The sequence below is a fragment of the Sphingomonas paludis genome (genome assembly GCF_053502515.1).
In genome coordinates this window covers 1,449,369-1,474,422 of record NZ_CP187558.1, presented here as the reverse complement: position 1 = coordinate 1,474,422, position 25,054 = coordinate 1,449,369, and the positions used below count along the sequence as shown (strand labels likewise).

The window sequence follows — 25,054 nt, the reverse complement described above, 5'->3', positions numbered from 1 at the left end:
ATCAGCCGTTCAGCAGCCCGGCGGCATAGGCACGGACCTGCGGCCCGATATCCTCGCGCTCGAAACCCAGCGCGATGTTCGCCTGCAGCCATCCCGCCTTGTCGCCGCAATCATGGCGAACGCCGTCAAAGGTAAAGCCGTGGAACGGCTGGACCCCGATCATCTTGGCCATGGCGTCGGTCAGCTGGATCTCTCCGCCAGCGCCGGTTTCATGCGCCTCCAGCGCCTGCATCACCTCGGGCTGCAGGATGTAGCGGCCCGGCAGCATCAGGTTGGACGGCGCGGTGCCGGCGGCGGGCTTTTCCACCAGACCCTTGATCTCGGTCAGCGGGCCGTCGGTCGTGCCGGGATCGATGACGCCATATTTGTGGGTCTGGTCCGCCGGCACTTCCAGCGCCGCGACCAGATTGCCACCGACCTTGTGATAGGCATCGACCATCTGCGCCAGGCATCCGGGCTGGCCGATCATCAGTTCGTCGGGGAGCAGCACCGCAAATGGCTCGTCGCCCACGACATGCCGGGCGCACCAGACCGCATGGCCCAGCCCCAGCGGCTCCTGTTGCCGAATGGATACCAGATTGCCGTGCTTGATCCGGGTCGGCGCCAGCACGTCCAGTGACTTGCCGCGCGCCTGCATCGTGGTTTCCAGCTCGAACCCGATGTCGAAGTAATCCTCCAGGCTGCCCTTGCCGCGCCCGGTGACAAAGATCAGTTCCTCGATCCCGGCTTCCAGCGCTTCGTTGACGACATACTGGATCAGCGGCCGATCGACGACCGTCAGCATTTCCTTCGGCATCGCCTTGGTCGCGGGCAGAAAGCGGGTGCCAAGGCCAGCGACCGGAAAGACCGCCTTGCGGATCGGTTTATGGCTCATGCTGATGTCCCCTTGTTGCGCAAACGTGCCCCGGCGGGCGTTTGGCGAAAATTGCAGCGCAACGCAACCGGGCGCGAAGCGCCAGGCCGATCAGATTAGCCCCGCCAGCGGGCTGGATGGGTCGGCATAGCGGCGCTGGCCCATCCGCCCAGCACGATAGGACAAGCGACCGCTTTCGACCGCCAGCTTCATCGATCGGGCCATCATCACCGGGTCTTTTGCCTCTGCGATTGCGGTGTTCATCAGCACGCCGTCGCAGCCCAGTTCCATCGCCACCGCCGCATCGGACGCGGTACCGACCCCGGCATCGACCAGCACCGGCACCTTTGCCCCCTCGACGATCAGGCGGATGGTCACCCGGTTCTGGATGCCCAGCCCCGATCCGATCGGTGCGCCCAGCGGCATGATGGCGACGGCGCCGGCATTTTCCAACTGCTGCGCGGCGATGGGATCGTCGGTGCAATAGACCATGGGCAGGAACCCCTCCTTGGCCAGCACCTCCGTCGCGCGCAGCGTTTCGACCATGTTGGGATAGAGGGTCCGTGCCTCGCCCAGCACCTCCAGCTTGACCAGGTCCCATCCCCCCGCCTCGCGCGCCAGGCGAAGCGTGCGGATGGCGCTTTCGGCGTCGAAGCACCCGGCGGTGTTGGGCAGATAGGTGACCTTTTTGGGGTCGATATAGTCGGTCAGCATCGGTGCCTTCGGGTCGGACACGTTGACCCGCCGCACCGCCACGGTCACGATCTCGGCACCCGATGCCTCGACCGCCGCTGCGTTCTGGGCAAAGTCCCGGTACTTGCCGGTGCCGACGATCAGGCGCGATCGAAAGGTGCGACCCGCCACCGTCCAGCTGTCCTCCGCCACCGGCTGATGATCGCCACCGCCGACGAAATGCACGATCTCCAGCTCGTCGCCATCCTCGACCCGCACATCGGCCAGCGTCGACCGCGGCACGATTTCCAGATTGCGCTCCACCGCCACCTTTTCCGGCGCCAGGCCAATCTCCGCCGCCAGTTCGGCGATGCTGATGCCGGCGCGCACGCGGCGATGTTCGCCGTTCAGGGTGATGGTCACGGTGCCGTCGATATGGGTCATGTCTGTCCTCGCTATGCGGTGGCACTTAGGAACGCGGCTGGCGATGTCCAGCCGCTTCGTGTAGGCGGGACAGGTTCAATCGGGGCGCGATATTGACGAACAGGCAAAAACCGTGGCCCGCCGATAGATTTTGACGATCACCTTGTCCTGCATCGCCGCCCGCGTCATGGCGTGGCTTCCCATTCAGAAAGCGCATCATCATGAGCCAGATCGTTTATGTGCTGAACGGACCGAACCTCAATCTGCTCGGCACGCGCGAGCCGGCGATTTACGGGTCGGAAACCCTGGACGACATCGCCGGGATGCTGGAGGATCGCGGGCGCGAACTGGGTCTGACCGTCGATCTGCGTCAGTCCAACCATGAAGGGCATCTGGTCGACTGGCTGCACGAGGCGCAGGCATCGGACGCCCTTGCCGTGCTGCTGAACGCCGGTGCTTTCACCCATACTTCCGTGGCGCTGCACGATGCGATCAAGGGCATCCGCACGCCGGTGATCGAGGTGCATCTGTCCAATCCGCACCGGCGGGAATCCTTTCGTCATGTCAGCCTGGTGGGACAGGCGGCAAAGGGGACGATCGCCGGTTTCGGCGCCCTGTCCTATCTGCTTGCGCTTGAAGCCGCTGCCCGGTTCTGACAGAGACACTGCCATATTATTGTCATTCACGCTTCGAGGGGTCGATGAGCGAAGAAAACAAAACAGGCAGCGCGATGCAGGTCGATGTCGATCTGGTACGCGCATTGGCCACCGTGCTGGATGAAACCGGCCTGAGCGAGATCGAAGTCGAGGAAGGCGATCGCAAGGTTCGCGTCGCCCGACAGTTGCAGGTCGCGGCGGCTGCACCGGTCGCCATGCAGGTCGCAACTGCGGCACCGGCACCGGTTGTAGCGGCGCCTGCGGGTGCCCCGGCCGCCCCGTCGGCCACCAACGCGGTCAAATCGCCCATGGTCGGTACCGCCTATCTGACCGCGGAACCGGGCGCCAAGCCGTTCATCGCAGTGGGTCAGACGGTCAGCGAGGGCGATACCATCCTGATCATCGAGGCGATGAAGGTGATGAACCGCATCTCCGCGCCGAACAGCGGGACGGTCAAGGCCATTCTGGTGGAAAGCGGCCAGCCGGTCGAGTTCGACCAGCCGCTCGTCGTCATCGAGTGATCCGATGGGCAAGATCAACAAGCTGCTGATCGCCAATCGCGGCGAAATCGCGCTGCGCATCCACCGTGCCTGTCATGAAATGGGCATCAAGACCGTGGCGGTGCATTCGACCGCCGATGCAGACGCGATGCATGTCCGCCTAGCGGACGAGGCGATCTGCATCGGCCCGCCTGCGGCCAAGGACAGCTATCTCAACATCCCCAACATCATTTCCGCGGCCGAGGTTTCCGGCGCGGATGCGATCCATCCCGGCTATGGCTTCCTGTCGGAAAACGCCAAGTTCGCCGAGATCGTGGAACTGCATAACCTGATCTTCGTCGGGCCGAAGCCTGAACATATCCGCATCATGGGCGACAAGATCGAGGCAAAGCGCACGGCCGGTGCGCTGGGCCTGCCGCTGGTGCCCGGATCCGACGGCGCGGTCAGCGATGTGGCGGAGGCGCGGGAGATCGCCGCGCGCGCGGGCTATCCCGTGATCATCAAGGCGGCGTCCGGCGGCGGCGGTCGCGGCATGAAGGTGTGCGAGAGCGAGGATCAACTCGAAACATTGATGCAGCAGGCCGGGTCGGAGGCGAAGGCCGCGTTCGGCGACGCAACCGTCTATATCGAAAAATATCTCGGCAATCCGCGCCACATCGAATTTCAGGTGTTCGGCGACGGCAACGGCAACGCCATCCACCTGGGCGAGCGCGACTGTTCGCTGCAGCGCCGCCACCAGAAGGTGCTGGAGGAAGCCCCCTCCCCCGTGCTGGGCCAGGCCGACCGCGAACGGATGGGCGCGATCTGTGCCAAGGCGATGGCCGATATGGGCTATCGCGGCGCGGGCACCATCGAGTTCCTGTGGGAAAATGGCGAGTTCTACTTCATCGAGATGAACACCCGGATCCAGGTGGAGCATCCGGTGACCGAGGCGATCACCGGCGTCGACCTGATCCGCGAACAGATCCGCGTTGCAGAGGGCCAGCCCTTGTCGGTGACGCAGGACAAGCTGGAATTTCGCGGCCACGCCATCGAATGCCGTATCAATGCAGAGGATGCGCGCACCTTCGTCCCCTCTCCGGGTCTGGTCAGCTATTTCCACGCCCCCGGCGGGATGCACGTCCGTGTCGATAGCGGCCTGTATGCCGGATACCGGATGCCGCCCTATTACGATTCGATGATCGCCAAGCTGATCGTCTATGGCCGCACGCGCGAAGGATGCATCCTGCGGCTGAAGCGCGCGCTGGAAGAATTCGTGGTCGAGGGGATCAAGACCACGATCCCGCTGCACCAGCGCCTGATCGAACAGCCGGATTTCCAGTCGGGCGATTATACCATCAAATGGCTAGAGGAATGGCTTGCGCGCGACGCTGACGGGGGCGGCGAAACCGCTTCCTGAGGCGTGGGGGCCGTGCCATACCCCTGACATTGCATCGAAGTGTCAGGGGGAAAGTCATGCGTCTATCCATGCTTGCGGCGTCGGCCGCGTTCCTGTTCGCGGCCGCACCGGCCGTCGCGCAGATCGCTTCGCCGGAGCGCCCGGTCACTGATCCGCGTGCCCTGCAAAGCCCGTCGAACGCCGATGCCCAGCCGGTGCCGGTCGAGGACCTCGCCTATTCCCGCACGCTGGGCGCGACCTCTTGGAGCCGCGACGGCAAGGAAATCTATCTCGTCACCAGCCTGACCGGCCGCAACAATATCTGGAAGATTCCGGCGACGGGCGGCTGGCCGGTGCAGTTGACCCGGTCCGACGATGCCCAGTCGGGGCTGATCCCGTCGCCCGATGGCAAGCTGCTCTATTTCCTGCAGGACCAGGGCGGGAACGAGCAATATGACGTCTATGCCGTGCCCACCCAGGGCGGTGCGGTGCGCAACCTGACCAACACGCCGGACCTGCGCGAGACGACGCCGCTGATCGGTCCGGACGGGCGGACGGCGGTGATGTCGACCAAGCTGAAAAGCGAGGGTCAGGTCAATCTGGCGCTGTTCGACCTGACGACCGGCAAGACGACACCGCTGGTCAAGGAAAGCGACCCGCAGCTCCGCTGGTCCCCCACCGCCTGGATCGAGGGCGGCAAGGCGATCATCGCAGTCCGCGAAAACAGCGATTCGACCATGGCAGAGGTCTGGCGGGTGGACGTGCCCAGCGGCAAGGCGACGCTGATCCTGGGCAAGGCCAGGACGATTTTCGAGGCGACCGACGTATCGCCGGACGGCAGGCTGATCGCGGTGACCACCAATGACGGCACCGGCCAGCTTCGTGCCGCCCTGTATGAGGTGGCAACCAAACGGTGGCGCGCGCTGAAACCGACGCCCTGGGCTCAGTCTTCTGGCGGGTTCAGCCCGGATGGCCGGACGATGACCGTCCGCACGGTCGAGGATGGTCGATCCATGGTGTCGCTGGTCGACGTGGCGACGCTCGCCGAACGGCCGCTGGCCCTGCCGCCGGGCCTCAATGGCCTGACCGGGGGAGAGACGCCGTTTTCGCCGGACGGCCGCCGGTTGCTGGCGATCCATTCGGGGGCGGACACCACGGCGGACCTGCACATCGTCGACGCTGTATCGGGCCAGCCGACGCCGGTCACGGCGCTGGGCCTGGCCAGCCTGACGCCCGCCAACCTGCCGAAATCGGAGATCGTGACCTATAAGAGCTTCGACGGCACGCTGGTCAGCGGGATCGTGACCATGCCGTTCAACCTGAAGCGCGACAGCAGCAACCCGGCGATCCTGCTGCCCCATGGCGGCCCGACCGGGCAGAGCCAGGACGGCTTCAACCGCACCGCGACCGCGCTCGCCAGCCGCGGCTATATCGTCCTGCAACCCAATGTGCGCGGCTCGACCGGCTATGGACAGGCGTTTCAGACCGCCAATTATCAGGACCTGGGCGGCGGCGACCTCAACGACGTGATCGCCGGCAAGCAGTTCCTGGTCGACAGCGGCTATGTGAACCCGAAAAAGGTCGGCATCACCGGCGGATCCTATGGCGGGTTCATGACGCTGATGGCCGTGGCCAAGACGCCAGACGAGTTCGCGGCTGGCGTCCAGCTGTTCGGCATCATCAACTGGTTCAGCATGTACGAACAGGCGGACCCGCTGCTGCGCGAATATATCGTCTCGCTGCTGGGCGATCCGGTCAAGGATAAGGGCGTCTATACAGCGACTTCGCCGATGACCTTCATCAAGGATATCAAGGCGCCGCTCCTGTCGCTGCAGGGCGAAAACGACATTCGCGTGCCGCGCGGACAGGCGCAGGAGGTTGCCGATATTCTGAAGGCCAAGGGCACGCCGAACGACGTGGTATTCTATGCCGCCGAAGGCCATGGCTTTGCCAAGCGGGAAAACCAGATCGACAGCCTGAGCCGGACCATCGCCTGGTTCGACCGGTATCTGAAGGGCGCCCCGGCGCGCTGAACGTGTCCGGTCGGCAATCATGCACGACCGGGAGATAGCGCCTGTCACCATATCAGTCAGGGAACGGAGATGAAGGCGACCATCTGGCACAATCCTGCTTGCGGGACGTCGCGCAAGACGCTGGCGATCCTTGAGGAGACACCCGGTGTCGAGGTGATGATCATCGAGTATCTCAAGACCCCGCCGACGCGCGACCAGCTTAAGGCTCTTTACGCGCGGGCCGGGATGACGCCACGCCAGGGGCTCCGCACCCGGAACGGCCCCGCCGCCGAACTGTTTGCCGCGCTGGAGCTCGTCGACGCTGACGACCAACAGGTGCTGGACGCCATGATGGCGCACCCGGTACTGATCGAGCGTCCGCTGGTCGAAACCGATCGGGGCGTTCGCCTGTGCCGGCCGCAGGACGTGGTGCACGAAATCCTGTAGGGGCCAATCATGGCCGATTCGCGCTTTTCCCTGGAACCCGGTCGCAATTGCTGGCGACTGGCCACCGCGCATCAGGCGACGGTCATTGTCGATGCAGAGGATTATTTCGCCCGCGCGCGTGAAGCGATGATGGGGGCGGAGCACCAGATCCTGTTGATCGGCTGGGACTTCGATGCCCGCATCCGACTGGTGCACGAGCCGCAGGACGGTGCCCCGGCGGCCATCGGCCAGCTGATCGACTGGCTGGTCCGGCACAACCCGAAACTGCATGTCCATATCCTGCGCTGGGATACCGGCGCGATCAAAAGCCTGTTCCAGCCGACCACGGTGATAACGATGGCGCGGTGGTGGCGGCACCCGCGCATCCACCTGAAACTGGATCACGCGCATCCTCCGGCGGGATCGCACCATCAGAAGATCCTGGTGGTCGATGACCGGATCGCCTTTTGCGGCGGCATCGACATGACCGTCGACCGGTGGGACACGCGCGAGCATCTGGACGAACAGCCGCTGCGGCTGGAACCGAACGGGACGCCCTATGGCCCGTGGCATGACGTGACGACCGCGTTGTCGGGTCAGGCAGCGGCGGCGCTGGGCGATCTTGGGCGCGAACGCTGGCATCGCGCCGGGGGCCAGTCGATCGGCGCACCGCCGGCCGCCGACCCTGCCTGGCTGGACGACCTTCCAGTGCAGTTCACCGATGTCGAACTGGCGGTTTCTCGCACCATCCCGGCACTGGGCGACGAAGCCGGGGTGCATGAGATCGAACAGCTCTATGTCGATCTGGTCGGATCGGCGCAGCGGTTCATCTATGCCGAAAGCCAGTATTTCGCATCGCGCGTGGTGGCAGAGGCGATTGCCCGGCGGCTGGACGAACCGGACGGGCCGGAATTCGTCATCGTCAATCCGGTGACGGCAGAGGGGTGGCTGGAACCGATTGCGATGGACAGCGCCCGGGCGCTGATCATGGCCGAACTGATGCGACATGACCGCCATGGACGGCTGCGGCTCTATCATCCCGTGACGGCGGGCGGCCAGCCAATCTATGTCCATGCCAAGGTGGTGGTGGTGGACGATGCGATCCTGCGCATCGGATCATCGAACTTCAACAACCGCTCCATGCGCCTGGATAGCGAATGCGACGTGACGATCGATGCCAATCGCAGCGGGAACGAGGATGAATTCAGCACCATCGCAGCGGTCCGGAACGACCTGATCGCCGAACATTGCGGCACCGATGCCGAAACCGTCGCGCGGGCGATGCACGACCACGGATCGCTGGTCGCCGCGATCGAATCGCTCGAATCGGACAATGGCCGTCGGTTGATGCCGTTTCAGATGCCGGAAATGACCGATGCGAAAATCTGGCTGGCCGACAATCAGATCCTGGACCCGGAGGGTCCGGGGGCGATGTTCGAGCCGCTGGGCAAGCGCCGCAGCCTGATTTCCCGGATCAGGCGGCGACTGAGCCGACGTCGGCGGTGATGTCCAGTTTCTGACCGTAAAGATGGGTGACCCGCCTCCCCTTTACCACGACGTCCGCAGTGATCCGAACCCAGCGCTGCTCCCCGTCCAGCCGGCGGATGCTGGCGTCGAACGTAAAGCTTTCCGCATTGGCGATGGCATTGGTCCGCAGCCGATCCAGAAGGTCGCGGGACTCGTCGACGAACTGGGTGACGATTTCGCGCCGGTCCAGTCGCGCGCCGCGCGGGATGCCGAACAATTCGAACACGCCCGGCGACCATGTCAGGCCGTCGTCCGCCAGATCGCACTGCCAGCGCCCCGGCAACGGCGCCGGCCGGGCGGGCGCGATCACGGGCGCCGCACCCATACCCGGATCGGGCTGGTGACGTATCCATAACCGCTTGGCGATAGCGAACATCCGGCCACTCCCTCCGTCCCGCACAAATGGCTATTGCGCATCAACATCGGGTTAAGCAAGCGCTTGTCAGCGGATCAAATCGACCGCGTCGAAGCCGGCGCCGTTCCAGATCAGCGCCGTCATCTCGCCCCCCTGGATGCCATAGGCGACGGTCGGCCCCGTCAGCACGATCCGCTCCGCCCGGCACGGGTCGCCGTCGTCGGCTGCCATGTCAGGACATGCCGTCCGATAACGTCCAGGGCGGGCCACCCAGAAGCGGCGATCCCCCGGATCGGCCATGCTGAGCATCGTCATCGGTGCTGCATCGTCGACCCCCGATTGCATGATCAGATCCACTCTGCCGGGGGCAGAGACGAAATAGGCACGGTCATCCACGCCGTCGCGGTTGAAATCGCCGGTCAGTTGCGGGCCGGTCGCGGCCTGAACCAGTGCAAGCAAGGCCATCCACATCGCATTTCTCCTGATCGATCCGCCGACAAAACGGGTGGGGCCGGGCTTTTGCTCCATTGGCGGACTAGCGGGCCATCGCCGCCGCCGTTAAAGGCACCGGTCATGACTGCGATCACGCCCGAAATCATCGCCGAACATGGCCTGTCCACCGAAGAATATGCCCGTGTGCTGCACGCGCTGGGGCGGGAGCCGAACCTGACCGAACTCGGCATCTTTTCGGTGATGTGGTCGGAACATTGCAGCTATAAATCCAGCCGCATCCACCTGAAGAAGCTGCCCACCGAGGCGCCCTGGGTCATCTGCGGTCCCGGCGAGAATGCGGGCGTCATCGATATCGGCGACGGCCAGGCGGCGATCTTCAAGATGGAGAGCCACAACCACCCCAGCTATATCGAACCCTATCAGGGCGCGGCGACGGGCGTGGGCGGTATCCTGCGCGACGTATTCACCATGGGGGCGCGGCCCATCGCCAACATGAACGCGCTGCGCTTCGGCCGGCCCGATCATCCGAAGATGAAGCACCTGATTTCCGGCGTCGTCCATGGCATCGGCGGATACGGCAATTGCGTCGGCGTGCCGACCGTCGGCGGCGAGGTGAATTTCCACAAGGCCTATGATGGCAACATCCTGGTCAACGCAATGACCGTGGGGGTCGCGCAGACGGACAAGATTTTCTACAGTGCCGCCGCCGGGATCGGCAATCCGGTGGTCTATGTCGGGTCGAAAACCGGGCGCGACGGCATCCACGGCGCGACCATGGCCAGCGCGGACTTCGACGAAAAGTCCGACGAGAAGCGCCCGACCGTGCAGGTCGGCGACCCGTTCACCGAAAAGCTGCTGATCGAGGCGTGTCTGGAACTGATGGCATCGGACGCCATCGTCGCCATTCAGGATATGGGCGCGGCTGGCCTCACCTCCTCCAGCGTCGAGATGGCGTCCAAGGGCGGGGTCGGCATCGAACTGATCATGGATGCGGTGCCTCAGCGCGAAACGGGCATGACGCCCTATGAAATGATGCTGTCGGAATCGCAGGAACGGATGCTGATGGTGCTGAAGCCCGGCCGCGAGGCGGAGGCAGAGGCGATCTTCACCAAATGGGAACTGGATTTCGCGGTGATCGGCACGGTGACGGATACCGGCCGCATGGTGCTGAAATGGCAGGGCGAGACGGTGGCGGACATCCCACTTGCGCCGCTGGCCGACGAAGCACCGCTGTATGACCGGCCGCACGTCCCCACCCCGCCTCCGGCGGAACTGGCGAACGTGCCGGAATCGCAGCATATCGGCATCGACCTCATTCGCCTGATGGGATCGCCCGATATCGCCAGCCGTCGCTGGATCTGGGAACAGTACGACCATATGGTCGGTGCGGACACGGTGCAGCGCCCCGGCGGCGATGCAGCGGTGGTGCGGGTGCACGAGACGACCAAGGCGCTGGCGATGACTACCGATTGCACGCCGCGTTATTGCTTCGCCGATCCGGTCGAGGGCGGGAAACAGGCGATTGCCGAGGCGTGGCGCAACCTGACCGCCGTTGGCGCGCGCCCGCTGGCCGTCACCAACTGCCTCAACTTCGCCAATCCGCAGCGGCCAGAGATCATGGGCCAGATCGTCGGCTGCCTGGAGGGCATGGGCGAAGCGTGCCGCGCGCTCGATTTCCCGATCGTGTCGGGCAATGTGTCGCTCTACAATGAATCCAAGGCGACGGGCGGCGGATCGGCCATCCTGCCCACCCCCGCCATCGGCGGCGTCGGCATCCTGGCCGACTGGTCGAAATCGGTGACCATCGGCTTCAAGAAAACCGGCGACGTCGTGCTGGCGGTCGGCGAACGCGGCGGGCATCTGGGCCAGTCGATCTGGCTGCGCGAGATTCACGGCCGCGAGGAAGGGCCGCCGCCGCCCGTCGATCTGAAAGCCGAAAAGCGCACCGGCGACTTCATCCGCGACTGCATCGACCGGGGCTGGATCACGGCATGCCATGACGTGTCCGACGGTGGCGTCGCGGTCGCGCTGGCGGAAATGGCGCTGGCGTCCGACATCGGCGTGCTGGTGAACGAGCCCCAACCCTTCGGCGTGGCGGGCAGCTTCTTCGGCGAGGATCAGGGCCTGTATCTGGTCACCATCTGCGACACCTGCCTCGCCGATTTCATGGCTGCGGCGCACAAGGCGGACGTACCCGCCGATCCGCTCGGCCGGACGATCAAGGACCGGATCGTGTTCGAACTGGACGAGGGCGACTGGATCGTGCCGCTGACCGACCTGCGATCCGCGCATGAAGGGTTCTTTCCCAAGCTGATGCAGGCTTGATCGCTTGCGGCGGGGGCCGATACGCTATCCCGCCAATTGCATCATCCATTCGCCCCACAGGGCCTGGCGGTTGGGCGGCGACAGCGACCCGACCAGCGCCGCATTGGTGCGGACCACCAAGTCGGAGCCGAGCCCGATCATGTCGCTGGGCGGATAGCCATAGCGCTGGCGAAAGGCGCGGGTGAAGCTCGCTTCACTGTCATAGCCCATCAGATAGGCGATCTGGCTGATGCGGCTGCCGTCCGTCGCCTGGGACAACAGGATATGGGCGCGGCGCAGCCTGCGGTCGCGGATGAAGCGTTGCACGCCGCCGATCCCGCCGAACAGCCGGTACAATCCGGCGCGCGACAACCCCAGCGCCCTGGCCACGATCTCCCCATCCAGCGCCGGTTCCTCCAGCCGTTCGTCGACCAGTGAACAGGCGCGGTCGAACAGGCTGGCATCCAGTGCCTGCAGCCGATGCTGGTCCACCGGCGCGTCGGGAAACAGGCAGGCGGACAACAGCGTCATGGTCGACGCGACCAGCACCTGCTGATCCGCCACGGTGAACTGCGCCGAATGCCGGTCCAGCGAGTGCAGATGTGCCCCGAACAGCCGGGCGCGGGCATGGTCGACGAACTGGCCGTGCAACCGCTCCGCCCCCGGAGCATAGGCACGCATCACGTCGCGCGGAATGAAGACGCACAGGCAATGCATCGGTTCGGGCGGCAGGTCGATCGGCTGGCCAAGGTCGATCACGCGAATGATGCCGCCCGGCCGCCGCGGCGTGAAATCCAGCCGGATCAGGAAATGATCCAGCATGTCGGACCGGATCCTGCCCCGGCCACGAGCATAGTCCATGGCATCGACGCGGGTGCCGCCAAAGGCGAGCGGCCCGGCCAGCCAGGTATGCGCACTGCCGGAAAAGGGCTGATCCGCCGATGGTCGGCCCAGATCGAACATCGGCGCCATTGCCGTCTGCCACGCACCGAACCGTTCGCGTTCGGGAAAATCATGCGTGGAAAACCGGATCAGCGGAAGCGGATCGCCGGGTCGGGGCCGATGCAGAGCCATGACTGACCTGTCACCGGCCCGCCACGGCCTGTCAATAAATTGGCAACCATGTGAGACATTTGGGCAATTCAGCGGGACGTTTTGACAATCCAGATAGGTTATGGTCGGCGGATGAAGGGGTCGGATCAGGATTGGCGAAGCGACGGTGCAGCGTTCATCGTACCTGCCGACCGCTCCGTTTTCGGCAACCAGTCAGCCACTGCCCATTCGCTGTTCCTGCGTACCCCGGTGGGGGTCGAGGATGGCTCGGCCATGGTCCGCTACGGACGGATCGGCCGGACTCTGGCGGGCCGGATCGAAGGGGGCGGCACCCTGGGACGGGATCCGGCGCATATTGCGGCCTATCCGATCGACCATTTGATGCTGCTGGTGGTTCCCGATGGCGCGACGGTTGCGGGTACCGGCGGGGAGGAAGCGCTGGTTCCGGGCAGCGTCTTCCTTGCCGATCTGATGCGGCCGTTCAGGCTCGTTTTGGGCAGCACACGCTCCTGCCCAATCGTGCTGGTCCCCCAATTGCTGGCGGCAGCCGCCGGGATCCCGGTTTCCCGCCTCCATGCCACCGCCTTGCCCGCCCACGACCCCCTTGTCGCGGTCATCGCCGATCATCTGGCGGCGATCGGGACCGAGCTGACGGATTTGACCGATGCGGCCGGGGCCATGGTGGAACGCGGCACGCTGGCGCTGCTCAGGGGCGCGGCCGGGCGACGGTGGAAGGATGCGGTCGCCCCGCCCCCTGCCCGCCTGCTGGTCGACATCGAGCTGCGGCTGGGCGATCATCGGCTGAATCCCGAACAGCTGGGCATGGACCATGGGCTTTCGCGGGCCAGCCTGTATCGCCGGTTCGAATCGCTGGACGGCGTATCCAACTATATCCGCCAGCGCAGGACGGTGCTTGGCCTGTCGCTGTTGTCCGACATGCCCCCCGAAGCCCCGCTGGAACCGGTGATCCGAACCGCAGGCTTTACCAGCGAACGAACCTTTGCCCGTGCGTTGAACCAGGCGACCGGCCAGCCGCCGCGCCAGTTGCTGCGCACCATCGAGGCGCATCGGCGCGCCGTGCCGTTGGACAGTGGCGACGCGGTGCTGATCGCCGAGATGCGGGCCGCGTGCCGGCTGGCAATTGAAAAGCTGAACTAGCCAGACGGCCCCGGCGGCGCAAAAAAGGGGCGACCCGCCCCCCCGGACGGATCGCCCCCCACTTCGACCGCGATGGATCAGAAGCGGACGCGAATGCCCGCGCGGCCACCCCCACCGGCATAGCCATCGCCGAACACGCCGTTCGCCTCGATGAAGCCCGATGCGGCACCGCTGTCGATCGCCAGGCCGATGCGGGCACGACCGAACGTGTCCAGCGGCACATTGTCGTACCGGGCGACCACGCCGCCGCTGGCATAGTCGATCCGGTTGACGCCCCGGACCCGGTGCACCGCCTCTGCCCCGCCATAGGCGCTGATCAGGCCGCCGATCCGCCCGCCGGCGCGCAGCCCGCCCGACAGATTGACTTGCTCGCCATTGGAAAAGCTGGCTGTCAGGCCCGGCAGCGCAACGGAATCGATGTCGATCCGGTCCCAATGCACCCCGGCAATCGGTTCGATGAAGCCATCCGCCGAACCGAAGCGCAGGCCGACCCTCGCTTCGGCACCATAGCCATCGCCCCGGGTGCGCGCCGCCAGCCCTGCCGCCGGTGCCGCCACGCCGATCCAGAACCGGTCATAGCTCGCCTGTCCCTCGACAAACAGCGCACCGCTGCTCGCGCCCAGATAGACGACACCGCCCAGCGCCTGATAATCGAACCGCGTCTCGCCGCCGCCAAAGCGCAGGGCGGAATCGCGGTACTGACCGGCCAGGCCAAGGGTCAGTCCGTCACCGGCCACCAGATCGACGCCCAGCATTCCGCCGAACTGATCCTGTTCATAGGACAGGTCGACGGTGCGGGTGGAGCCGAAACTGGTGAGCGCGCGGCGTTCGTCGCGATCGACCAGGCCGCCCGACATCTGGCCCCAGACGCGGCCGGTTTCCGCCGATGCCAGGTCGAACTGACGGCCCGTCGCCAGATGGGCCTGAACCGATTCGGCGCCCATCGCCCGGATGGTCCGCGCACCTTCGACCAGCTTCATCAGGCGCGCCGCGCTGTCACCCGGGGCGCCCACCAGCCGAACCTGGCCGGCGGCGGAATCGGTGACCAGCGCATAGCGAACGGCCCCGCAGTCGGCGATGCCATCCAGGACAAAGGTGCCCGGGGCGGTGCCGCTGGCGGTTTCGACCAGCGTCACGCCGGCCAACAGGCTGGGTGCCGCCGTCCCGAACTGGACGGCGATCCGCGTCGTGCCGGTTGCCGTCCCGCCAATGGCAAGGACATCGGCGGTCGACCCGGCGACGTTCACCGCCAGCGTCGATCCGGCCTGACCGGCAAAGCCGCCGCTGATCGACAACCGGTCGCCTGCAACGCCGTTGGCCAGCTGAATCGTGCCGAAATTGTCGAACTGCTCCAGGCCGATGATCGCCGACGATTGCGGGACGGTCGCGGATGACAGGCGCACGGAACCGCGATTGACGATCCGGTCGGTTCCGGCCCCCATGTCGATCCCCTGGCCGTTCAGGATCAGGGTGCCGGCCGTGTCGATCCGGTCATTTCCCCCGGTCAGGACGATGCCCCCCTCGATCACGCCGTTATTGGCAATGGCCACCGGGCCGCCCTCTGCCAAGATCGCACCCAGTGAGCCGGCGCGGATCGTGCCGTTGTTCAGGACGGTCGATCCGGCACCGGATACCAGATAGACGCTGGTCGTGTTGCCACGCACCGTGCCTCCCGACCGCACGGTCAGGCTGGCGGCGTCGCTGGCACGGAGCGTAACCCCGCGCATGCCCGTGCCATTGGCGGTCACCGATCCGACGACCGCCACCGAGTCGCCAGCAGATGCCTGTCCGGAGATCGCGGTGGTCGCACCGTTCACCGCCGCGCCATTCGCTACCACCGTGCCCAGGTCCAGGAAGGTCGAGCCACCTTCGGCAAAGGCGGCGTTGGAGCCGTCGCCGTCCACCGTGATGCTGTCCGCCGTGATCGAGGAAAGGCCGAACGAATTGCTGTACACGCCCGACGAACCGGCACCCCGCGCGACGACGGTGCCCGCGATGACGGTCGATCCCTCGCCCCCTTCGGCCAGCACGCCGAAGGCGGTGGGACCATTGGTGGTGATCGAACCCACATTGACGACGGTGGTGCCAAAGGTGCGCGCGACGATCGCATCCGAGAACTGGCCAAAGGTTTCGACCCGGTCCAGATTGACCAGCACGATCCCCGCCGCCGACTGGGCATCGACCGCAGGTGCATTCTCGCCCCGCGTCCCGATCGATCCGTTGCCGGTGATCGTGATTCCGCTGTCGGACCGGGCGACGATCCCCGTCTGCAGGTCGCCGCGCGATGCGATGCTCCCGTCCAGCACGATGTCGACCTGGCCAAAGCCATAGGCATTGACCGCGCCGTCCATGCCATTCGCGATGTCGGTCACAATCGCGCCGTTCAGGGACAGGGCGACGTCATTGCCCGCTTCCACGAAAACGCCGGTCGCGCCGTTGCCCGATACCGTCACGTCGTTCAGCCGTGCCGCGACATCGCCCGCCGCCTGGATGCGCACGCCGGTGCCGCCGTCGCCCGACGCGGTGATGCCGCCGTCATGGATCAGCCCGACATTGCCTGCCGCCGATTGCGCCAGCACCGCCGTCGATCCGGCACCGGTGACGATCGCCGTGCCCAGGGCGATGTTCACGTCGCCCCCACCGCTGCTGGCCGACAGCCCCGTGCTGTTCGCGCCGCTGGTGCCGACGGTGTCGACGGACACGGTCACGTCCCCGGCGGCACCGGCATTGACCGCATCCGACCGGTCGCCGACGGTCGTGACCGCGCCCAGCGTCAGCGCCGCTTCGCCGCCGGCGACCGCGACGATGCCGGCGGAATCGCCGCCCGCAGTCGAGATCAGCTGCGCCGCCCCGCGCGCATCGCCGCCCGCCTGGACCAGCAGGCCGGTCGACCCCTCCCCCAGGGTCCGCAGACTGCCGATGTCGAACAGCGCGTTGCCCGCCGACGCGGCCGACACGCCAAAGCTCAGATCCCCGTTCGTCAGTACCGAACCGGCCCGCACCAGATGGTCCGCGCCCGACGTCACGCTGATCGCGGTCGCCGCCGGCCCATTGGCAACGGCGGTGGCGATGTCGATCAGCGCCCCGCCACCCGTTTGCACATCGATCGCGCCCGACCCAGCGCCAGCCGCGATAAACTGGCCGCCGCTGACCGATACCTGCCCGCCAAGGCTGGCGACCGACACCGCCGTCGCGGCCGCTCCGGTGGTCTCCACAAGGGTAGCCTGAACACTGATGGCACCGGTTTCGGATGTTGCCAGGATGCCCTCGGCTGCATCGCCGGTGGTACCGACCCGGTCCAGCACGATGCGCACGGCCCCTCCGCCGCCGGCCTGAGAGGCGACGGCAGCGGCATCGGCACCGCTGGTGGTCACGCTGCCCAGATCGATCGTCACGTCGCCGCCTGTCGAGGCCGCGGCCACCCCCGTTGCGCCCTGGCCAAACGTCTGGACGCTGCCTGTGCCCGTCACGGTCGCCCCGCGCTCACCCATGACCAGGATGCCGCCATTGCCGGTGCCCGACGCCGTCACGGCACCGTTCAGGATCACCGTGGCCACGCCGTCTGGCGGCAGGATTTCCGTCACCGCCGGATCAAGCTCGGCCCGCGCCATGATGGTTGCCACACCTTCGTTCGTCTGGTCGGCGATGGAATCCACAATACCCGAAATGCTGACGGTCGTGGTGATGCCGCGGGCATCGACCGCCAGCGCATCGACGCCGCGCACGGTTATATCGGTGGCCACGACATTGACCGGGTCACCGCTGGCGTCGATGGCATAGGCCGCTTCTCCATCGACCGACACGGTGCCGAGCGCCAGGATGGCGGTGTCGCCTTCGAAACTGGATGCAACGATCCCGTCGGCAAAATCCCCGACGGTCGTGACGTTATCCACCACGATTGCCGCGTCGCCCGTAAAGGCGGTGGCACGGATGCCCGTCGCCAGGAATCCGCGCGTGCCGACATCGCCGATGTTCACGGTGACCGCATCGCCGGTGATGCGGAGCGCGGCTGCGTTGTCGCCCACCGTCTGCACGCTGCCCGCAGTCAGCGCGGCGTCTCCGTTCGCCGTGATAGCGACGCCGCGCGCGCCCAGGCCGCTGGCGCTGACCCGATCGACGGTTGCGGCGACATCGATGCCGAACAGGTCAATGCCGACTGCGAAATCGCCGGTCGCCGTCACATTGCCCGCATCGACCAACACGGCGCCGCCCGTGGAAAACGCGCCGATGCCGATGCTGCGATCTCCGTCCGCGTCGACGCTGCCTACGGACAGGTCGATGGTCCCGCCATTTTGGGTTTCCGCATAGACGCCTGCGCCGAAATCGCCCTGCGCCGAAACCGTGCCGATGGTTGCGCGCAGATCGCCGCCCGCAGGACCGCCCAGATAAACGCCATATGCGCCCTCTCCGGACACAATGACGCGGTTTGCCCGAACATCGACCGCGCCACCCGCAAAGGTACCGGCCAGGATGCCGGTGCTGTCCACGCCGCTTGCGCTGACGGTGCCGATGCCGATGTTGACGAACCCGCGATCCGACACGGCGCGCACGCCGCTGCGCTGCGTACCATCGACCGTCACGCTGGCACCGCCGCCCGTCATGCGAACATCGCCGTCGTTCAGCCCGCGCAGCGACACCCCGTCACGCGCCGCCGATGCCGGATCCAGCCGGACCGCAACGCCGTCGGCCAGGGCAACCTCCAGATCCAGCACGGCGCTGTCTGCCGTCAACGCGCCGCCATTGGCGGCCGGGCTGGTATAGCGGATGCCGCCGGCATAGGGGTTGCCCGCCGGGTCGCACGTCACCTTGCCATCGACCAGGGGTCCACAGGCGTCCTGCGCCTGTGCGGTCATCGGCACGGCGGCAACGCCAGCCAGCGCGGTTGCACGGATCAGTCGGACAGCCGAACGGCCGGCACGGGTCGAAGAAGTACGCATCGATGAAACCCCTGTTGATCTGGATCGACCCGCCTGCTGGCCGAGGCGTGCGACAGCATCAACGGCGAGTTCGCCGCGCGCGAACTAGCGCACAGCCTTTGAGACGGGATGTCAGACCGGGGATGCCGGGGCGGTCGACCGCCCGGTGATCAGCCGGGATTGGCCGCCGCGCGGCTGCGGCCATAGATCAAATAGAGGACCAGGCCGATCGCGTTCCATGCCGCGCAATACAGGATGGTCGTCAGCGGCAGGCTGATGAACAGATAGGCACAGCCGAAAATCGCGCCCAGCCCGACCAGCCAGAACGCCGGGGCGCGGAACGGGCGTGGGGCATCGGGCTTTCGCCGGCGAAGCACGATCAGGCACAGGCCCACCGCCGCAAAGGCGATCAGCGTTCCGGCATTGGCCAGCGCGGCGATGTCCGCCAACGGCACGATCCCGGCAATGATGGCAACGACAACCGCAGTCAGGGCAATCACCCGAGCCGGCGTCCCCCGCCCCGAAATTGTCGACAGGGAGAGCGGCAGGTACCCGTCGCGCGTCATCGCCAGGAAAATCCGGCTCTGGCCGTACAGGAATCCAAGCAGTACCGTGGGCAGCGCGATGACGGCGGCGATGCCAACGATCCGCGCCACATCGCCCTGACCCAGTTCGCGCAGGATCAGCGCAAGCGGCTCCGGGCTGTCGGCAAAGCGGGTGAAGGACATGGCGCCGATCGCGGCAGCCGCCACCAGGACGTAGATGAGCGTACAGACGATCAGCGATCCGACGATGCCGATGGCCAGATCGCGGTCCGGGTTCTTCGCCTCCTCAGCCGCGGTCGAAATGGCGTCGAAGCCGTAGAATGCGAAAAAGATGATCGCTGCGGCGGCCATCACGCCCCGTTCGGTCCCGTCCGGCCCGATCGATTTGGCGAACCCGAACGGCATGAACGGTTCCAGGTTGGCCGAATCGAACGCGGGCAGCGCGACCGCCACGAACAGTGCCAGGGTCGCGATCTTGACCAGCACGAGCACGCTGTTCAGCCGGGCACTTTCCCGCGTTCCCAGCATCAGCAATCCGGCAACCACCGCGATGATGAAGATGGCGGGTAGGTTGACCAGCCCGCCCTGTTCCGGCCCCTCGGTCAGTCCGGCGGGAAAACCGATCGCGGTCAGCAGCGGCGCGGCATAGCCCGACCAGCCGACGGCGACGGTCGAGACGACCAGCGAATATTCCAGGATCAGGCTCCACCCGACGATCCAGGCGATCATGGGACCAAGGACGCGGCGGCTGTAGCTGTAAGCGCTGCCCGCCTGCGGCATCATCGTCGACAATTCGGCATAGGCGAGCGCGGCACAGGCGCAGATCGCCCCGGCGATGGCAAAGGACAGCAGCACCGCCGGCCCCGCCCGATCGGCACCGACGCCGATCAGCGTCAGGATGCCGGTCCCCACGATCGACCCGACGCCAAGGGCAAGCAGATGCGGCCAGCCGAGCGAACGGGGAAGCGATTGCGGTTGGGTGGACGGGGACAAGCGGGCAACCTCCTGACGATATCGGTCGCCCGACCTTGGCGGGCAAGTCGCTCGCTTGTCCAGTGTTCAGGTCAGGCGGGTGCGGGCGGCATCAGCGCATCGTCCGCCCGGTTCGCCCGCACCAGTGCCGGGCGTTCCCGCAACCGGTCCCAATAGGCGACGAACGCATCGTGCCGGGGCAGGGTGCCGAACTGGATACCCCAGCCGACCTGCGATCCGACATAGACATCGGCCAGGGTGAAGCGGTTGCCAGCAATATAGTCGTTAGCGCCAACCGCCGCGGCCAGCACCTCGACCATCCGGTCATAGCTGCCATAGCCGAACATCAACCCCTGCTCTGCCGTCGGCTCGAACTTGGCATAGCGATTGGTAATTGCCGCCTCTGCCGGCCCGGCAGCATAGAACAGCCAGCGCCAGTAATCCGCGCGCTCATCGTCGGACGGCCCCAGCGCGGCGGCGGGAAACGCATCGGCCAGATAGGCGCAGATTGCCGCACATTCGGTGACGACACGGCCGCGGTGGACCAGTGCCGGCACCTTGCCCATGGGATTGATCGCCAGATAGTCGGCGCCCTTCATCGTCGTGCCGTAATCCAGCACGACGACATCATAGGGTGCCCCCACCTCCTCCAGCGCCCAGCGGGCGATGCGCCCCCGCGACTGCGGGTTGGTGTAAAGCGTCAGGTCGGCCGTCATCGGTCCCTCCTTCCGAATCGGATCAGGAACAAAGAATGAACGATAGAAAGCGGACCGACAAGACCGGCCGGGATTATTTCTTGAACGCGTTGTCCCAGGCGCTGGCTGGCGTCTGCGGCGCCGCCTCCCCCAGCGCGGCCTGTTCGGCATCGCGCACGGCCTGTTCTCGCTCCGCCCGAAGCTGGCTGATCAACGCCTCGCGGTCGCCTTCCAGCCGCGTGTCGGTCGGTGCCTCGATCCCGGCAGCCTTGGCAGCCTTGGCCACCAGTGCGTCCAGCTCGCGCTGCGTGCACAGGCCCAGCGTGACCGGATCCTTGGGGGTGATGTTGGCGATGTTCCAATGGCTGCGGTCGCGGATCGCGGCGATGGTGGTGCGGGTGGTGCCGATCAGCTTGCCGATGGCGCCGTCGCTGATCTCCGGGTGGTTGCGGATGATCCAGGCGATGCCGTCCGGCTTGTCCTGACGCTTGGAAACCGGCGTATAGCGCGGCCCCTTCGTCCGGCGGACCTGGTCCGGCCCCTTCATCATCACCAGCCGGTATTCGGGGTTTGCCTGGCCCTTTTCGATCTCGTCCTGCGTCAATTCGTGCGCGCGCACCGGATCGCGGCCGGTCAGCTTGGTGGCGGCGGTATCGTCGGCGATCGCCTGGACCTCCAGGATGTGCAGGCCGCAGAAATCGGCGATCTGCTGAAAGCTGAGCGCGGTGTTGTCGACCAGCCAGGCGGCGGTCGCGTGCGGCATGAGCGGCTGGGCCATCTCTCGAAAATCCTTTAGAAATAACAAGGGCCACCCCTTCCGGGATGGCCGCTGACCCCGATGACTTAATCCTTATGCCGCAGAAGGGCAAGCATTTGAGGCTTGCAGCATATTGGTTTTTGATCGAAACCTAATGTCATGCGCTATTTCGAAGATATCCGGATCGGCGAGACCCATCGGTTCGGCCGGTATGCGGTCGAGCGGGAAGAGGTGATCGCCTTTGCCCGCGCCTATGACCCGCAACCCTTTCACTTGGACGATGCAGCCGCTGCGCAGACCCATTTCGGCCGACTGGCAGCGAGCGGCTGGCATAGCTGTGCGATGACCATGGCGATGATCGTCGAGCAGTTCGAACAGGACCAGCAGGCATCGCTGGGCGCGGCGGGCATCGACGAGCTGCGCTGGCTGAAACCCGTCTTTCCCGGCGACACGCTGCGCTGCGAGACGGAGGTGCTCGACAAGCGTCCGTCGGCCAGCCGGCCCGAAATGGGCAGCGTTCGGACGCGCATGACCGTATTCAACCAGAACGATGTGGCGGTGCTCAGCTTCATCTCGATCGCCCTGCTCCGCACCCGCCCCGCCTAATCCTCCGACTGTCCTTCGCGCGCGAGCAGGGCTGCCTTGCGGTCCAGGCCCCAGGCATAGCCTCCGGGCGATCCGTCGCCCCGGCGGGCGCGGTGGCAGGGGATGACGACAGCGACCGGATTGGCCCCGCAGGCAGAGCCGGTCGCGCGGGTGGCCGACGGGTTGCCCGCCCGCGCCGCCAGTGCGGCATAGCTCAGCGTCTCCCCCGGCGGGATCGTGCGCAGCGCCTGCCAGACGGCCTCCTGAAACGCAGTGCCGCGAACATCGATCGGCAGGGCCGGATCGCTGCCCGGGCGCGTAACCTCAGCCACCACCCGCGCGGCCAGCGCAGCCAGCGCCTCGCCGCCGGGCAACAGTTCGGCGCGCGGAAAGCGGGTGGCAAGGCTGGTCCAATCCTCGTCGAACGCCACCCGGCACAGGCCACGGTCGGTCGCCGCGATCAGCAGCGGGCCAAGCGCGGTGTCGGCCATGGTCCAGCGGATCGTCACCCCTGCCCCGCCCGCCCGCCAGGCCGACGGCGTCATGCCGATGCGGTCGGCGGCGCTTTCGTAAAAGCGGCTGGGTGCGCCATAGCCTGCGGCATAGATTGCGTCCGTCACCCGGCCCTCCTCGTTCATTGCAGCCTCCATCCGGCGGGCGCGCAGCGACCGGGCATAGGCGGCGGGCGTCACCCCGGTCGCCCGGCGGAACAGGCGCAGGAAATGATGCGGGGCATAGCCGACCGCCTGGGCCAGCGCCGTCAGGGCAATTGCATCCGGCGTCCCCTCGATCAGCGCGATCGCCCGTTCCACGGCGACCCGGTCCCGCCCCGCCGCGTCCGGGCTGCAGCGCAGACAGGCCCGGTATCCCGCCGCCTGCGCCGCCGCGCCATCGGCAAAGAAGCGGACATTGGCCCGCGCCGGTCGCCGCGCCGGGCAGCTTGGCCGACAATAAATGCCGGTGCTCGTCACGGCAAAGACGAACGCCCCGTCGGCCGCCCGGTCCCGCGTCGTCACCGCCGCCCATGCCTGGTCCTGATCGATCATGATGCCATCTCCTTCATGCCGCCTTGTGTTTGCAAGGTCCGGCGAACGCATCCCGAGCCTTGCGGCCAAAGCCCCGCCCCTCCCCTTTTTCGGGTTGAGCCAGCATCAATGCGCGCTACGCTCCGGCCGGGAAGGGATGCATCACATGGGGGTGGACATGACGCGCTGGTTGATCGGTCTGTTGATCCTGGTCGGCGCGCCAGGCACGGCACTGGCAGAATGGCACGAGGCAAGCACGCCGCGCATCGTCGTCTATGCCGAAGGGCGCGAACAGGTGGCACGCGAGCTGGCCGAACAGCTCGAACGATTCGATGCCGCCATCCGGTTGTTGCGCGGCATGGCGCCGTCTGATCCAGGCCCGGTCAACCGGCTGAACGTCTATGTCGTCGGCACCGACGACCAGATGGCCCGGCTGGCTGGCGGCAATCGCAACGTCGGCGGATTCTATGTGCCGCGAGCCGGGCATTCCATGATCTTTGTCCCTCGCAGCCGCGCGTTTTCGGACCAGACGGATTATGCGCAGACCGTCCTGTTCCACGAATATGCCCATCACCTGATGTTCCGGGAAACGACCGGCGCAGTGCCCGGCTGGTTCAGCGAAGGTTTTGCCGAATTCTTCGCAACGGCCCGAATGGAGCGCGACGGCAGCGTGGTGATCGGGTGGCCGGCGCAGATGCGCGCCAACGGCCTGATGCGGGTCAAGCAAATCCCGCTGGAATGGGTGCTCGATCGCGGCGACCGCAAGATGACGCCGGAGCAGATCGACCAGTTTTACGGACTCGCCTGGCTGCTCACGCACTATCTGAGCTTTTCGGAGCCCCGCAAGGGCCAGCTTGCCGCCTATCTCGCCGCGATCAATTCCGGCAGCCGCAGCCTGGATGCGGCAAAGGCGGTGTTCGGCGACCTGAAGCAGCTGGACAAGGAACTGGACCGTTACCGGATGCAGAAGCTGGCGGGCTACCGCGTCAATGCATCGATGATCCGCCCCGGTGCGGTAACCACGCGGCGGATGACGGACGGCGAGGCGGCGCTGATCGATCTGCACATGGAATCGGCGCGCGGCGTCAACGAAAAGACGGCGGCCGAGCTGTTGCCGCGCGTCCGCAAGGCAGCAGCCGGTCACAGCGGCGATGCCTGGGCACAGACCGCGCTTGCCGAAGCTGAATTCGATGCAGGCAACCTGGCCGAGGCGCTGGCCGCTGCGGAGCGCGCGGTCGCCATCGACCCGAAGCAGCGGCGCGGCCACATCTATGTCGCGATGGTCAAGCTCGCCCAGGCAGCCGATGCGAGCGACGCCGAACCCCTGATCAAGCAGGGCCGCGCCGCCCTGGTTCGCGCCAACCGGCTTGATCCCGATGATCCCGTGCCGATGATGATGATCTATCAAAGCGCCGGGCTGGTCGGCACGCCGCCCCATCCCAGCGTCATCGAGGCGCTGCATTATGCCCATCGGCTGGCGCCGGAGGACCAGTCGCTGCGCTGGATGTCGGCGGCCGAATATGTGCGTAGCGGCAAGCTGCCGGAGGCGGCGACCCTGCTGGGGCCGCTCGCCAATGATCCCCACGCGCCCGCCGATAATCGCGCAGCCCGTGTCCTCAAGGTTGTCGAAACCGGCGATGCGGAGGCAGCCCGCAAGGCGCTGGAAGCGCCGGAGCCGGGCGCTGAAGGGGCGGCGGAGAAGGCCGACGCTGCGGAAAAAGGCGGCGACCCCACCTGATCGCTGCCGCGCGCGAGCGGTTGCCAAGCCGTCACCCATGGCTATGGGTTA

20 protein-coding genes are annotated in these 25,054 nt (G+C 66.4%); 10 read left to right on the top strand and 10 right to left on the bottom strand.

The genetic code is table 11. The features are described 5' to 3' along the window. Nucleotide 1: 1 nt before the first annotated feature. Both galU and thiS read right to left on the bottom strand, forming a co-directional pair. Nucleotides 2-874: a UTP--glucose-1-phosphate uridylyltransferase GalU gene (gene galU, locus ACPVPU_RS07130; protein WP_448660275.1), complete on the bottom strand. Its 873-nt coding sequence runs from the start codon at nucleotides 872-874 to the stop codon at nucleotides 2-4. A gap of 90 nt (nucleotides 875-964) precedes the next feature. Further along, the gene (gene thiS, locus ACPVPU_RS07125; RefSeq protein WP_448660274.1) at nucleotides 965-1,969 is read right to left on the bottom strand and encodes a sulfur carrier protein ThiS; all 1,005 of its coding nucleotides are present in this window, start codon (nucleotides 1,967-1,969) and stop codon (nucleotides 965-967) included. Between the two features lie 200 nt (nucleotides 1,970-2,169). Between thiS and aroQ the strand changes: the two genes are divergently transcribed. The 6 genes from aroQ (at nucleotide 2,170) to ACPVPU_RS07095 (ending at nucleotide 8,426) form a co-directional block, all read left to right on the top strand. Beyond that, nucleotides 2,170-2,604, top strand: coding sequence for a type II 3-dehydroquinate dehydratase (gene aroQ, locus ACPVPU_RS07120; RefSeq protein WP_448660273.1), 435 nt, complete (start codon nucleotides 2,170-2,172; stop codon nucleotides 2,602-2,604). A 44-nt stretch (nucleotides 2,605-2,648) separates the two neighbouring features. Then, nucleotides 2,649-3,125: an acetyl-CoA carboxylase biotin carboxyl carrier protein gene (gene accB, locus ACPVPU_RS07115; RefSeq protein WP_448660272.1), complete on the top strand. Its 477-nt coding sequence runs from the start codon at nucleotides 2,649-2,651 to the stop codon at nucleotides 3,123-3,125. A gap of 4 nt (nucleotides 3,126-3,129) precedes the next feature. Beyond that, complete coding sequence (gene accC / locus ACPVPU_RS07110) at nucleotides 3,130-4,503, top strand: acetyl-CoA carboxylase biotin carboxylase subunit (RefSeq protein ID WP_448660271.1); 1,374 nt, start codon at nucleotides 3,130-3,132, stop codon at nucleotides 4,501-4,503. 56 nt (nucleotides 4,504-4,559) lie between these two features. Next, nucleotides 4,560-6,515, top strand: a complete 1,956-nt coding sequence (locus tag ACPVPU_RS07105; RefSeq protein ID WP_448660270.1) for a S9 family peptidase — start codon at nucleotides 4,560-4,562, stop codon at nucleotides 6,513-6,515. Nucleotides 6,516-6,584: 69 nt separating this feature from the next. Further along, the gene (gene arsC, locus ACPVPU_RS07100; protein WP_448660269.1) at nucleotides 6,585-6,941 is read left to right on the top strand and encodes an arsenate reductase (glutaredoxin); all 357 of its coding nucleotides are present in this window, start codon (nucleotides 6,585-6,587) and stop codon (nucleotides 6,939-6,941) included. A 9-nt stretch (nucleotides 6,942-6,950) separates the two neighbouring features. Then, the gene (locus tag ACPVPU_RS07095) at nucleotides 6,951-8,426 is read left to right on the top strand and encodes a phospholipase D-like domain-containing protein (protein ID WP_448660268.1); all 1,476 of its coding nucleotides are present in this window, start codon (nucleotides 6,951-6,953) and stop codon (nucleotides 8,424-8,426) included. Here the strand turns inward: ACPVPU_RS07095 and ACPVPU_RS07090 are convergent. Together ACPVPU_RS07090 and ACPVPU_RS07085 are read right to left on the bottom strand one after the other, a co-directional pair. Next, nucleotides 8,395-8,823: a PAS domain-containing protein gene (locus ACPVPU_RS07090; protein ID WP_448660267.1), complete on the bottom strand. Its 429-nt coding sequence runs from the start codon at nucleotides 8,821-8,823 to the stop codon at nucleotides 8,395-8,397. The two genes, ACPVPU_RS07095 and ACPVPU_RS07090, sit on opposite strands and share 32 nt — an antisense overlap. 66 nt (nucleotides 8,824-8,889) lie before the next feature. Then, nucleotides 8,890-9,273, bottom strand: a complete 384-nt coding sequence (locus tag ACPVPU_RS07085) for a hypothetical protein (RefSeq protein ID WP_448660266.1) — start codon at nucleotides 9,271-9,273, stop codon at nucleotides 8,890-8,892. Between the two features lie 102 nt (nucleotides 9,274-9,375). Between ACPVPU_RS07085 and purL the strand changes: the two genes are divergently transcribed. Next, nucleotides 9,376-11,580, top strand: coding sequence for a phosphoribosylformylglycinamidine synthase subunit PurL (purL, locus tag ACPVPU_RS07080; protein WP_448660265.1), 2,205 nt, complete (start codon nucleotides 9,376-9,378; stop codon nucleotides 11,578-11,580). Nucleotides 11,581-11,604: 24 nt separating this feature from the next. On the opposite strand, the gene ACPVPU_RS07075 is transcribed toward purL, so the two are convergent. Next, nucleotides 11,605-12,633 carry a helix-turn-helix domain-containing protein gene (locus ACPVPU_RS07075; protein WP_448660264.1) on the bottom strand — a complete coding sequence of 343 codons (1,029 nt, stop codon included), beginning with the start codon at nucleotides 12,631-12,633 and terminating at the stop codon, nucleotides 11,605-11,607. 111 nt (nucleotides 12,634-12,744) lie between these two features. Between ACPVPU_RS07075 and ACPVPU_RS07070 the strand changes: the two genes are divergently transcribed. Next, nucleotides 12,745-13,770: a helix-turn-helix domain-containing protein gene (locus ACPVPU_RS07070; protein WP_448660263.1), complete on the top strand. Its 1,026-nt coding sequence runs from the start codon at nucleotides 12,745-12,747 to the stop codon at nucleotides 13,768-13,770. Nucleotides 13,771-13,847: 77 nt separating this feature from the next. On the opposite strand, the gene ACPVPU_RS07065 is transcribed toward ACPVPU_RS07070, so the two are convergent. From ACPVPU_RS07065 to ACPVPU_RS07050, 4 genes are all read right to left on the bottom strand, one after another. Then, nucleotides 13,848-18,707: a pertactin-like passenger domain-containing protein gene (locus tag ACPVPU_RS07065; protein WP_448660262.1), complete on the bottom strand. Its 4,860-nt coding sequence runs from the start codon at nucleotides 18,705-18,707 to the stop codon at nucleotides 13,848-13,850. A gap of 149 nt (nucleotides 18,708-18,856) precedes the next feature. After that, nucleotides 18,857-20,224 carry an amino acid permease gene (locus tag ACPVPU_RS07060; RefSeq protein ID WP_448660261.1) on the bottom strand — a complete coding sequence of 456 codons (1,368 nt, stop codon included), beginning with the start codon at nucleotides 20,222-20,224 and terminating at the stop codon, nucleotides 18,857-18,859. Between the two features lie 71 nt (nucleotides 20,225-20,295). Then, the gene (locus tag ACPVPU_RS07055; protein ID WP_448660260.1) at nucleotides 20,296-20,919 is read right to left on the bottom strand and encodes a glutathione S-transferase family protein; all 624 of its coding nucleotides are present in this window, start codon (nucleotides 20,917-20,919) and stop codon (nucleotides 20,296-20,298) included. 73 nt (nucleotides 20,920-20,992) lie between these two features. Further along, the gene (locus tag ACPVPU_RS07050) at nucleotides 20,993-21,676 is read right to left on the bottom strand and encodes a DUF1013 domain-containing protein (protein ID WP_448660259.1); all 684 of its coding nucleotides are present in this window, start codon (nucleotides 21,674-21,676) and stop codon (nucleotides 20,993-20,995) included. A 138-nt stretch (nucleotides 21,677-21,814) separates the two neighbouring features. Between ACPVPU_RS07050 and ACPVPU_RS07045 the strand changes: the two genes are divergently transcribed. After that, nucleotides 21,815-22,261: a MaoC family dehydratase gene (locus ACPVPU_RS07045; protein ID WP_448660258.1), complete on the top strand. Its 447-nt coding sequence runs from the start codon at nucleotides 21,815-21,817 to the stop codon at nucleotides 22,259-22,261. On the opposite strand, the gene ada is transcribed toward ACPVPU_RS07045, so the two are convergent. Next, a complete protein-coding gene (gene ada / locus ACPVPU_RS07040) occupies nucleotides 22,258-23,286 on the bottom strand; it encodes a bifunctional DNA-binding transcriptional regulator/O6-methylguanine-DNA methyltransferase Ada (protein WP_448660257.1) in 1,029 nt (342 codons plus the stop codon). The genes ACPVPU_RS07045 and ada overlap by 4 nt on opposite strands. Nucleotides 23,287-23,443: 157 nt before the next feature. On the opposite strand from ada, the gene ACPVPU_RS07035 reads away from it, so the two are divergent. Beyond that, nucleotides 23,444-25,003, top strand: a complete 1,560-nt coding sequence (locus ACPVPU_RS07035) for a DUF1570 domain-containing protein (RefSeq protein ID WP_448660256.1) — start codon at nucleotides 23,444-23,446, stop codon at nucleotides 25,001-25,003. The last annotated feature ends 51 nt before the right edge of the window (nucleotides 25,004-25,054 follow it).